Source organism: Arsukibacterium sp. (assembly GCF_041616895.1).
GTDB lineage: Bacteria > Pseudomonadota > Gammaproteobacteria > Enterobacterales > Alteromonadaceae > Alishewanella.
Window position 1 is genome coordinate 1 of the sequence record NZ_JBFJPY010000031.1, and the last position, 11479, is coordinate 11479.

Genomic DNA, 11479 nt, shown 5'->3' on the forward strand with positions numbered 1-11479 from the left:
CGCCAACCGCCCCGGCCATTTTCGCGGCGTGTCGACCATCGTCTGTAAGCTGTTTAATTTGGTGCAGCCTGATGTTGCCTGCTTTGGTAAAAAAGACTTCCAGCAACTGGCAATTATCCGCCAGATGGTGCTTGATTTGTCTTTGCCCATCCAGATTATTGACGTAGCAACCGAGCGTGCCAGCGATGGCCTGGCACTGAGTTCACGCAATGGCTACTTAACCGCTGAACAGCGCGCTAAAGCACCGGCGTTGTATCAAATACTGCAGCAACTTAAAGCCGAAGTCGCCGCGGATAACCACGATTACCGGATGCTGGAACAACATGCGAAAACGCAGCTTACTGCAGCAGGCTTTGTGCCTGATTACGTTAATATCAGCAACCAACACAGCCTGGCGCTGGCTACCTTACCCAGCGAACCCAAAGTGATTTTGGCCGCTGCCAGACTGGGCAGCACCCGACTGATTGACAACCTGGAGCTGTAAACGTGCCCTATAACCAGGTTTACCTGGGTTGTCCGATGTGGGCAAACAGCCGCTGGAAAGGCAGCCTGTTTGCTGATGATCTTAACAGTAATCAGTTTTTAGCCGGTTATAGCCGGTACTTTAACAGCGTGGAAGGTAATACCAGCTTTTATGCTGATCCTGCCACTAACCAACTTGAGCGCTGGGCAGAGCAGCTGCCTGCGCATTTCCGATTTGTATTTAAAGTACCCCGTCGCTTTAGTCATCAACTCACTGAGTTGGATCAAAATGCTCTGCTTAGCTGGTGGCAGTACTTTTCCCCGGTGCACCGTTTTATTGGTTTAATTCACTTACAGCTGCCGGCATCAGCAAGCCCGTCAATACTGGGGCAATTAACCACTGTGCTTGAGCTATTCAGCGGTAAAATACCACTGGCCATAGAGGTAAGACATCCGGCTTTTTTTGATAAGGCTGAGCACGAGCTGGCGCTTAATCGCTTATTACAACAGTTTGCTGCCGAGCGGGTAGTATTCGATAGCCGGGCGCTATTTTCAGTATCGGCCAGCAGCCCGGCCTTGCTAGATGCACAGGCTAAAAAACCACGCTTACCGGTGCATGCCATTTGCCTGAGCGACCGGCCAATGCTTCGTTTTATCGGCACAGATGATATGGAGCTAAACCGCCAGTTCTATACGCCCTGGCTTGCTAAAATTAACAACTGGCTGACCGAGGGGAAAACCCCTTACTGTTTCTTCCACACCCCGGACAATACCCTGGCACCGCAACTATGCCGTCAGTTTGCAGTCGATTTACAACAACCCCATTCTGTATTGGCTCCATGGCCAGGAAAACAGCAGGCGCAATTGGGGTTGTGGTAGCCATACGGTCTTAAATCCCCCTCTTTACTGATGTCATCCTGCAGAAATGCTTCCCAGCGTAACGGTATTTCTACCAGCCTGCTTACTGGTATACAGCGCTTCGTCAGCCGCTTTAAAAGCGATCTTATGGCCGTGCTGGGCTGGAATAACCTCTACTAAGCCAATACTGATTGTCAGCTCAACTTTTTTCTCTTCAATAAACTTTAACTGCGAGGCTACCTGCTGACATAAACGCTGGCCAATTTGTAGTGCAGTTTGCTGATCAATATCAATTAATAGCGCAGCATATTCCTCGCCACCAATCCGACCAATAATGTCATTGCTGCGTAACTGTTTTGAGAGCAGCCTGGCTACCGAAGCAATAGCCCGATCACCCAGTGCATGGCCAAAGGTATCATTCACTGTTTTAAAAAAGTCGATATCAATCATCATAAATACGGCGGGTACTGATGGGTGCTGCTGCCAGTAGCGGTCAAGCTGATTGAAAAAATGCTCGCGATTAGCCAGGCGGGTTAAACCATCCCGTTGCGATTTAAGCGTGAGTTTACGCTCCAGTTTTAGAAAACTTAACCACGGTAAAAGTAATGCAGTGAGAGTGGTCAGCAGAATATGGCTCAGTAGGGTGTAAACTGATGTTTCTGGTAAACCATGAATATTGAGGTGCGCCCAATTATCTATAATCAGAATGGCCTGTAGCAGCATCACTAAAGCATGCAGCAAAAACACGGTTTGCAGGGTTCGGGTAAACATCGGTTCGGTAATAATCGATTTATGCAATAAGTGAGCGCACAAGCTAAATGCCAGCGCAATAGCCACTGATACCAGTAAACTTAATATACCCGGCTGCTGATAGCTGAGCAAAAAGGTGATGATAGCCAACAACAGTGCACCAACCGCAAGTTGACGGCGATGCCGGGTATAACGAAAACGGGAGAACTGAACCAGCCCCGCCAGCACATAAACTGGCGCTAACAGCAACAAGCAGTCAGCAATGAAATAAGTTAAGAAGTCAGAAATAGGGTAAGCACGCAATACCACTAAACCGGCGCCTGCCACAAAACAGAAGCAGGAATACGACCAGAGTTTAAAACAGCGATCTTTGGGTTTGCGTCGATAAAGAAGGTACAGATACGCGCCAACAATAAGGTTAATGACTAGCGCTACCATAACAACAGTGGGTAAATGCATCTTTTCCTCAATTTATTAGCGTGGCATGGACGGAGGCGATCGTGATTACCGCTATCTACGTTAGCGTAAATTAGTGTCTAACGGTACAAGTTTAATGCTTCACGTTAGTATTAGGCTAACTTAGCTATTACGCTGCGCAAATTGCTGAAAGTAATTACGCATTACTCCGGTCAATGTCGGCTATAGTAATTTCAGCGACTTCCTGCAAATGAAATTATTACCGATAGTGAGGACGGTCACATGAAATATTTGTATTTTGCACTATTGCTGGCACCTACGGCAGGCCTGACCGCTGATGCGCCACCTCAGGTCTCAGCGCAGCAATTTGTCGACTTGCAGCAAGGTAACTCAAGCTTCGCCGGTTTTAGGCGCGCGCATGCTAAAGGCATCTGTGTGACGGGTGAATTTCGGGCTAACGGCAACTTAGCAGAGTATTCCAAGACAAGCTTGTTTAAGACGGGGACTACGCCTTTTACTGGTCGTTTGTCTATTGCCGGCAATAATCCTACCGCACCCGATTTAAAGGCGCCAGTGCGCAGTCTGGCGTTAAGTTTTACCCTTAGCCGTACTGAACAATGGCGCCTGGCAATGAACACCCCTCCTGTCATGGCAGTCGCTGATCCGCACACCTTTTATCAGCAGATTAAGGCTATCCAGGCAGGAGGCGCCGCAATAAAACAATTCCTGGCGGAACACCCCGAGAGTAGCGAGTTTTTAGCCTGGGCCGGCCAGTACCAACCAAGCGGCAGCTTTGCCGCTGAAACCTATCACAGCATTAATGCCTTTTTCCTTGTTAACGCCAATGGTGAGCAGCATGCGGTGCGCTGGGCGATGCAACCGACGGTTTCCGTCGCTACAACCGATTTAAAGGGCGATGATGCGCTGCAACAGGAAATAAGCTCCCGGATTGCAGCAACGCCAGTTGTGTTTGACTGGGTATTTACCCTGGCAGAGCCGACAGATGATGAAACTAACCCAACTAAGGCATGGCCAGCGAGTCGCCAGCAGATCAACGCTGGGCAAATAGTACTTACCGGCACTACAGCGCAGCTGGAAGGCGACTGTCATGCCATAAACTTTGACCCCTTAGTTTTACCTTCTGGTATTACTGCAACGGCCGATCCGATTCTACGGGCTCGCTCTGCAGCTTATGCTGAGTCTTACCGACGCCGGGCAAAAGAGCAATTACATGGCGCATTAGAGGGCAGTAATAATGACTAACTTACAAACCACTAACTCAGAGCGGTTTTCACTTTCTATGCGGCTGTTTCACTGGGGTATGGCAGCACTGGTGGTTTCTATGCTGGCGGCAGGCTTATTAATGATTACCTCACTCCAACCCTGGCAACTCACTTTACTAACCGTCCACAAAGCCTTTGGCGTCATCGCCATCATACTGGTGACGGCCAGACTGATAAACCGCTTGCGTCACAGGCTACCACCGCTGCCAAGTGACTTATCTGCGGCACAACAATGGGGGGCAAAAGCCTCCCACTGGCTACTGTATGGCTTGCTGTTTGCGATGCCGCTTTCCGGCTATTTAATGCAGTATTTTGCTGGCAGGCCGATAGAGGTGTTTGGCTGGTTCCGGTTGCCGGCTGCACTGCAGGTTGATATTCACAATTATGCGCTGTTTCGGGAACTGCACGGCTGGCTGGCAATAGCCCTTATTGGCATGATATTGCTGCACGTTGGCGCGGCGCTGCACCATCATTTTGTTCGTAAAGACAACGTGTTAAAAAGTATGTGGTAACCCTGGCTGGCCCTAACCCGCGGTGAGTGGCCAGAATAACGGCAGTAAGGCCATGGTAATAGCAAACAGCAACAGGCTTAAAGGCCCGCCCACTTTTAAATAGTCGACAAACCGATAGCCGCCAGGGCCCATTACCAGGGTGTTGGCGGCATGCGACACCGGACTGGCCAGACTGGTAGCTGCGATCGCCACTACCATCATCGCGCTTTGGCCATTCACCCCCAATGCTGTGCTAAGCAACAGGCCAATAGGCGCCATAATCAGCACCAGTGCCACCGTGGGGATAACCAGCGTTCCCAGCGCCGTGAACAGATATAAGCCCGCCATAACCGCCAGCGGGCCATATTGACCCAACCCTGACTGCACCCCGCCAGCCAGCCAGGCCGCCGCCCCAGAGTGTTGCATGGCAAGACCTAACGGCAGCATGCCGGCAATAAGAAAAATAGAGCGCCAGTCAATGGCCGCATAGGCTTGCTCCATACTAAGGCAACGGCTGGCAATCATTAACGTTGCAGCCAGAATAGCGGCTAAATAAACCGGTAACATGCCCGTTACCGTCAGCAATACCATCAAGCCAATCAGGCCAGCCGCCAGCGGCGCTTTGCTGGCATTAACCGGTTTTACCTGCACCGGATTCATCACGATTAAATGCTCGCTATCGGTTAACTTCGCCAGGCGCGAACGCGGGCCCACAATTAACAATGCGTCACCGGCCTGCAATAACATACTACCAAGGGCCGAACGATAAGAGCGCCCCTCACGCCAAATAGCAGCGACCTCTACTTTGTAGCGTTTATCAAGTTGCAGTGCATTGACGCTCTGACCTATGTATTTACTGCGCGGGTGCAACGTGGCCTCCACTAACTCTAATTTACCTTTAGCCAGTAAATCGAGATATGGTGACATATCATCCAGCCGCTCTAACTCTTTAAAACCCCGTAAGATATCCAGATCTTCTTCCCGGCCCTGGATCAACAGCAAATCCCCTGCTTCCAACTTGTCATCAGAGCTAAATTGCTGAATAATCTCGCCATGGCGAAACAGACCTAGCAGCCGAAAATCAAACGCATCACCCAAGCGGTTGTCTGCAAAAGTGCTGTCAACCAGCGGGCTGTTGGCAGGTAAACCCAGCACAAACAGCCGCTCTTCAAGTTTATATTGCCGTTTCACATCATCTGCACTTAACGGCGTTACGCTGCTGAACGCTTCCTGCTTTGGCATTGCTTCAAGCGCGCTGCGACTCCCCTGCACCAGGATCTTATCACCGGCGGCCAGCGATAAATCGGCCAACCGGGTATAAAGCGTTTTACCTGGCCGCTTAACGGCCAATACGTTCAGCTGATAATTTTCACGAAAGCGGTGATGTTCCAGCACTTCATCAGCTAGCGGGCCATCTGCAGCCACTTCCAACTCAGCCAGACCGCTGGCTGCCAATAGCTTTTCGTGCAGCATCGGTGCTTCACGTTCAATGGTTAAGGAGTTCCAGCTGCGCAGCCTTTCAAAGCGGTTAAATTTACCTTGCGCCAGCACAATATCGCCTGCTTTTAACACCGTATGGCGTGATGGCAGGGTAAAGGTTTCCTTGCCACGGGTCAGGGCGATTACCATCAGGCCAACAGTATTAATCAGTCCCGACTCCTCCAGCGTCCTGCCTGCCAGTAATGAGGGATCAGGCAGACGCAGGGCAAATATCCGTTCCTGCAATCCGTATTGATCACTGAGGTTACGACTGCCAGCGAGGCTGGCACGACCCGGGTCGGTATCTGGTAAAAAATGCCGACCAATAAAAGCAACAAACAGGGTACCTGCCAGTAAAATGGGCAGGCCAATCAGGGCAAAATCAAAAAGCTGAAAACCAGGTTGGTTAGTCTTTTCCAATGCAATACTAACCAGCAAATTCGGCGGCGTACCAATTAACGTTAATAAGCCGCCTAACATGGCACCAAAAGCCATTGGCATCAGCACTTTAGCTGGCGAGATACCGCAGCGCCGGGCCGCTTCAACCGTGACAGGAAGTAACAGGGCAACAACCCCAATATTACTCATAAAAGCTGATAACAAACCCGCCACCAGCATGATCACGATGATCATCCGGGTTTCGCTCTGCCCCGAAAAGCGAATAACCCGCCGACCGATACTGTCAGCAATACCCGCCCGGGTCAGGCCCTCACTCATGATAAACATGGCCCAGACCGTAATAACCGCCGGGTTGCTAAAACCGCTGACCGCCTCAGAAGGCGACACTAAGCCAAATAACGCCAGGGTGCATAGCATTAACAACGCCACCACGTCCATCCGCAGCCACTCGGTGACAAACAGCACCAGAGCAGCCGCTAACAGCAGCAACACCAGGGCGATGTCCAGCGTCATAACGGCCAGTATACCGTAAGAAGCGGCAGGGCAACCACCACTACAAGAATTTCAAGCGGCAATCCCAGCCGCCAGTAATCACCGAATTTAAAACCTCCCGGACCAAGAATTAAAGTATTGTTCTGGTGACCTATTGGCGTTAAAAAGGCACAGGACGCGCCGATGGCAACCGCCATTAAAAATGAATCTGCACTGACCCCTAATGCCATTGCGGTGCCAATGGCAATAGGACACATTACGGCTGCCGTTGCTGCGTTATTCATTAAATCTGATAAAAACATAGTAATCACCAGCACCATTCCAAGCGCCACGATGGCATTGCCCTGCGCAACATATTTCATCAGCACACTGGCGATAAGCTCGGCAGTGCCGGTTGCCTCCATCGCACCCGCTACCGGGATTAGTGCTGCCAGCAGCACAATAACCGGCCAATCGATGCTGCTGTAGACGGATCGCGGAGGCACCGTTTTAAAGATCATTGATGCCAATACCCCTAGCGCAAAAGATATCGCCGCCGGTAACAAGCCAAAAGCGGCACCTGCTACCGCAAAAAACATAATAATGCCGGCCAGGGCAGCCTGTTTTTTATCCGGTATTTTAAGCTCTCTTTTCGCCAGAGGCACACAGCCATAATCGCTGGCAAACTCTAAAACACTCTCGCTGGTGCCTTGTAACAGCAATAAATCACCCGCTTGCATCCTGAAGTTTCGCAGGCGTGACTTAGAACGACCGCCATCGCGGGAAACAGCCAGCAAATTCAAACTATAGCGCGATCGCAGCATAATATTGGTTGCCGAGCGGCCTTGCAGGTTGGACTCGGGCCGCACCACCAGCTCCATCAACACAATATCTTCCGCGTTCTGCGATTTACTCTCCGAAGACTTGCTCTCCGCCGATTTTTCTGTTGTTTTGGCTTCAACAACTTTGCTGTCTGCCGATTTGAGTTCCGGGCTATTTTTGCTGCTAGCAGCCCGTGACTCCGTTTTCACATTTTCGCTATCGGGCTTGGCAGGCTTCTCAACGGTTTTCGATTCCTCCAGCTCCAGCCCCAATGTCGAGAGTATGGTTCCTAACGAGTCAACTTCTGCTTCAAGCACCAGAATGTCACCGCCCCGGATCACCCGGCCACCACTGGGTGCATTGATTTTAACGTTGTTCCTGATCAATCCGACAATTTGCGCTCCACTGTCATCAAACTCTTTTTCAATGTCGTACAAGCGCATATCTGCAATTTTACTTTTTTCCGTTACCCGGGCCTCGGTCAGATAGGCACCTGTTTCAAAACCTTCAGTACCGGCCTGCTTACGCGCTGGCACAAAACGCCAGGCCAGCACCACAAAAACGCAACCGGTAAGTGCCACTGCAAGGCCTACCGGGGTAAAATCGAACATAGCGAAACCGGCACTATTACCCTGCTGTGCCCGAAAGCCCGAGACAATTAAATTAGGCGGTGTACCAATCAGGGTAGTCATGCCGCCAAGGATGGTGCCAAACGCCAACGGCATCAATACCCGGCCCGGTGGTACCTCCAGCCGGTTCGCCACCTGAAGTGCTACCGGCATCAACAACGCCAGGGCGCCTACGTTATTCATAAAGCCCGACAGCAACGCACCAATGCCTACCAGAGCCGCCAGGCTTAACATAAGTCCGGATTTTTTCGGCATCGCGAAACGCGCCAGCACATCCACTGCACCGCTACGCTGTAAACCCGCGCTTAATACTAAAACACAGGCCACGGTAATTACCGCTGGATGGCCAAAACCGTTGAAAGCAATGGCAGGGTCAATCACGCCGCATAATACGCAGGCCAGCAATGCCCCCAGAGCTATCATATCGTGACGCCAGCGGCCCCATAAAAACATAGCAACAGTGACCAACAGGATCAAAATAATAATGCTTTGGGGCGAGGTCATAGATGCTCTTTAGATTATTTAGAAAAGGTCAGAGTCAATGCAGTAACCGGTAAAGGCAACCTCGTTAACTCACTGGCCACCAGACTCTGGCAATTACACTCTGGCGCGAAACTTTGCGGCATCGATAATTGACCATAAATGGGCAATTGCAGCGATAATGGCAGGTATAATCAACCACCATAGTGCATAACCTACCACGCATATGACAAAAAATAATAAGGCGGACAAAATTCGGCCTTGCACCAGTTGCCCCAGGCCGGGTATAAAAATATTGCAAAGTGCAGCGATAACATTACCACCTGATCCCTGTCCAGACATAACACTCTCCTGTTCTAATTAACGGATAACTAATTGACGCAACTGCGCTAACGCTCTACTTATTCAGTTATTGTTTAAGCGTAGCAATAAACTGCTGTGATTCACTAATGGCTTTATTCATATTGCGAATTAGCAGGGTAATATCCCGCTCAATACTGGCAAACTCGTTGCGAAGCGCGCCAATAGCCTGGGCATTTAAATTATGTTTCAGATACAGGCTATTATCGCGCAGACTATCCAGTACCGGTGCCATTGATGCTTCTGCCTGGCGCATGGTGTTGAGCAACTGCTGATATTGACGTTTAGTCGATTTCAGCTTGGCGGCGCTGTCCTGCTTTAGTTTGGCGTTGCTGTACATATCCAGCTCTTCCTGCCATTCATCAAACAGAGCCTCAGCCACATCCTCTATGCTATTTATCCGCTCTGAGACATTGGCTGCAGCCTCATTACAGGCTTGATACTGTTCATCTGTCAGTTCGTACTGTTTTTGTAAATCACCACCGTCAAACTTAATCAGGGTACTGAATTGTTCCAGCGCCGATTTAAACTCTTGCTGCGCATCCTGCTGGGCATCCTGGGCTTTATCTACCCGATCGGCCAGAATGTCTCTTTTGTGTACGCCAACTTTTTCCATGGTCGAGTAATACGCACTTTGGCAGCTGGTTAATAACAGCATCGACATAACTAATAATATAATCCGCATAGGTGATCCTCAATTGGGTAAGCCTTTTTGCTGCGTAACAATGCAGACAATAGCAATTCATTATGAGTTTACAACATAAATGCGAGAAAAGTGTCACAGATCAACTGATAAGCCAGCTTAAGCACAAGGTTACCGATGCCGTGGCAACCGCAACTGAACGCATTCTGCTTACAAAAAGCAGAATGCGTTTCACTATTTTTTTCTAAAAGTCGCCTTGATTGATTTAGTTAGTTGGTCAGTGATTTGGCCAGTTGCAGTAACTTAGGATAAAACTCTTTGCTTTGCTGGGCGATTTGATCTTGCTCTACCAGCACATCATGCAGAATTTGCTCGGTGGTCAGCGGGTTAGCCAGCACTACCCGAAACACGATGGTTTCCTGGCGGTCGTAGGCGGCCGGAGTTAACCGGGTACGCGAGACAAATGACTTTCCCTCTTCGCGCTGGCGTTTCTGGATAAACTTGGTCAGGCCGTTTAGCAGGTCATTAAACTGCTGGCGCTGTTCGCTGTTGGCCACAGCCATGGCTTTTTGCACCTGCGCCGGCACATAACGGTAGGTAAGCAGACATAATTCTGGGGCGGTAATCAGCTCAAAATCAATATTATGCTCAATTAACGTCGCAAAATAGCGGGCTTTCTCTAAAGAGCGATTAATCAGAATTTCATAACCATCGCGACCAATTACCTGCAAACAGGCATGCACCAGCATCGCCATACCCGGGCGTGACCCCTCTAAGGTCTGACTACCTAAATCTTTGGAGCCTTTACGCAGAATATATTCTGCATGATGCTCAATCGCATGGGCTGATGAAGGGTGTTTAAACACCACCATGCCCGCACCCATCGGTACATACATTTGCTTATGAGCATCAATCGTTACGGAATCAGCGCGTTCAATACCATTCATTAAATGACGATATTGATCAGAGAGCAAGGTGGCACCGCCCCAGGCAGCATCAACATGAAAATGACATTGAAACTGTTCGGCTAAATCTGCAAGACTAGCCAAAGGGTCAATATTACCGGTCTCAGTGGTGCCGGCGACCCCCACTATGGCCAGCACTTTAATATTTTGCTCTTGCAGGCGGAGCAGCGTTTGCTGCATCTGGGCTACATCAACTTTATTGTTGGCGTCGGTTTTCACGCTCACCACATAGTCACGGCCGATACCCAGTACATCAGCCGCTTTGCCCAGTGAATAATGACCGCGCTCCGATACCACTATCGCCAGACCATCGTAGCCATAATGTTTTAACGCCCGAAACAAGCCTTCTTTGGCAATCCCTTTAAAATCACCGTCGGCTTTCAGCAGGCGGTTACGGGCAATCCACAGCGCGGTAATATTGGCAATCGTGCCACCGGAGCAAAAAGCGCCCAATGAGTGGTTGGCACTGTGCATCCATTTTTTGTAAAAACTGTCTTTTTCACTGTAAACCAAATGATGCATCATCCCCAGCACCTGACGCTCCAACGGCGTAAAGGCTTTGGAGGTTTCAATTTTCACCAGGTTCTGGTTCAGCCCCACCATCATTTTTGACAACGGCAGCACAAAATACGGCAAGGCCGATGTCATATGGCCAATAAAACTGGGGGAAGCGGTATGAACGGAGTGAGCCACCAGTTTTTGCATCATGCTTTCGGCGTAGTCAGAAACAAACTGCGGCGACAACGGAATTTGATGCGCCTGAAAATCCCGCTCGATTTGCCATAGCGGTTTTTCCAGCGCGACAATACTTTCCCGCAGAAAGCCTGCCAGATTCTGCGACAAGTTCTGTTCAATAATGCTAAGAGTGGAGTCCGGTGCCTCTGGTACGGTGAAAATACGCCAAAGTGCGTCTTCAGAGGCGGCGGCCAGCCGTTTTGTCGGTTCTGTCATGCGTTATGCTACTCACTGC

Annotated in this window: 10 protein-coding genes; 4 read left to right on the plus strand and 6 right to left on the minus strand. The window is 50.0% G+C overall.

Going from position 1 to position 11479, the window contains the following annotated elements:
• On the plus strand, positions 1–484 hold a 484-nt coding region (locus ABY802_RS07295), incomplete at its 5' end, for a pantoate--beta-alanine ligase (protein ID WP_372626379.1).
• A 2-nt stretch (positions 485–486) separates the two neighbouring features.
• Complete coding sequence (locus ABY802_RS07300; protein WP_372626380.1) at positions 487–1341, plus strand: DUF72 domain-containing protein; 855 nt, start codon at positions 487–489, stop codon at positions 1339–1341.
• Positions 1342–1374: 33 nt separating this feature from the next.
• Here ABY802_RS07300 and ABY802_RS07305 read toward each other — a convergent pair whose 3' ends face one another.
• Positions 1375–2529: a diguanylate cyclase gene (locus ABY802_RS07305; protein ID WP_372626381.1), complete on the minus strand. Its 1155-nt coding sequence runs from the start codon at positions 2527–2529 to the stop codon at positions 1375–1377.
• A 240-nt stretch (positions 2530–2769) separates the two neighbouring features.
• Here ABY802_RS07305 and ABY802_RS07310 point away from each other — a divergent pair, with 240 nt between their 5' ends.
• Both ABY802_RS07310 and ABY802_RS07315 read left to right on the plus strand, forming a co-directional pair.
• A complete protein-coding gene (locus tag ABY802_RS07310; RefSeq protein WP_372626382.1) occupies positions 2770–3750 on the plus strand; it encodes a catalase family peroxidase in 981 nt (326 codons plus the stop codon).
• On the plus strand, positions 3743–4282 hold the full coding sequence (locus ABY802_RS07315) for a cytochrome b (RefSeq protein ID WP_372626383.1): 540 nt from the start codon (positions 3743–3745) through the stop codon (positions 4280–4282). Before ABY802_RS07310 ends, ABY802_RS07315 begins: the two co-directional genes overlap by 8 nt.
• Before the next feature lie 12 nt (positions 4283–4294).
• Here the strand turns inward: ABY802_RS07315 and ABY802_RS07320 are convergent, their stop codons facing one another.
• The 5 genes from ABY802_RS07320 to panP all read right to left on the minus strand — a co-directional run bounded on the left by ABY802_RS07320 (position 4295) and on the right by panP (position 11460).
• Positions 4295–6652 carry an SLC13 family permease gene (locus ABY802_RS07320; protein WP_372626384.1) on the minus strand — a complete coding sequence of 786 codons (2358 nt, stop codon included), beginning with the start codon at positions 6650–6652 and terminating at the stop codon, positions 4295–4297.
• Entirely contained in the window at positions 6649–8565 is a 1917-nt protein-coding gene (locus tag ABY802_RS07325) for an SLC13 family permease (protein ID WP_372626385.1), read from the minus strand. The genes ABY802_RS07320 and ABY802_RS07325 overlap by 4 nt, the downstream gene beginning before the upstream one ends.
• A 93-nt stretch (positions 8566–8658) precedes the next feature.
• Positions 8659–8883, minus strand: a complete 225-nt coding sequence (locus tag ABY802_RS07330; RefSeq protein ID WP_372626386.1) for a hypothetical protein — start codon at positions 8881–8883, stop codon at positions 8659–8661.
• A gap of 67 nt (positions 8884–8950) precedes the next feature.
• Positions 8951–9586, minus strand: a complete 636-nt coding sequence (locus tag ABY802_RS07335) for a DUF2959 domain-containing protein (RefSeq protein WP_372626387.1) — start codon at positions 9584–9586, stop codon at positions 8951–8953.
• A 227-nt stretch (positions 9587–9813) separates the two neighbouring features.
• Complete coding sequence (gene panP, locus ABY802_RS07340; protein ID WP_372626388.1) at positions 9814–11460, minus strand: pyridoxal-dependent aspartate 1-decarboxylase PanP; 1647 nt, start codon at positions 11458–11460, stop codon at positions 9814–9816.
• Positions 11461–11479 lie beyond the last annotated feature (19 nt).

Bases quoted from the DNA above. Each gene is read 5' to 3' on its own strand.
- ABY802_RS07305 (WP_372626381.1), bottom strand. From the start codon at position 2,529: ATGCATTTACCCACTGTTGTTATGGTAGCGCTAGTCATTAACCTTATT.
- ABY802_RS07310 (WP_372626382.1), top strand. From the start codon at position 2,770: ATGAAATATTTGTATTTTGCACTATTGCTGGCACCTACGGCAGGCCTG.
- ABY802_RS07315 (WP_372626383.1), top strand. From the start codon at position 3,743: ATGACTAACTTACAAACCACTAACTCAGAGCGGTTTTCACTTTCTATG.
- ABY802_RS07320 (WP_372626384.1), bottom strand. From the start codon at position 6,652: ATGACGCTGGACATCGCCCTGGTGTTGCTGCTGTTAGCGGCTGCTCTG.
- ABY802_RS07325 (WP_372626385.1), bottom strand. From the start codon at position 8,565: ATGACCTCGCCCCAAAGCATTATTATTTTGATCCTGTTGGTCACTGTT.
- ABY802_RS07330 (WP_372626386.1), bottom strand. From the start codon at position 8,883: ATGTCTGGACAGGGATCAGGTGGTAATGTTATCGCTGCACTTTGCAAT.
- ABY802_RS07335 (WP_372626387.1), bottom strand. From the start codon at position 9,586: ATGCGGATTATATTATTAGTTATGTCGATGCTGTTATTAACCAGCTGC.
- panP (WP_372626388.1), bottom strand. From the start codon at position 11,460: ATGACAGAACCGACAAAACGGCTGGCCGCCGCCTCTGAAGACGCACTT.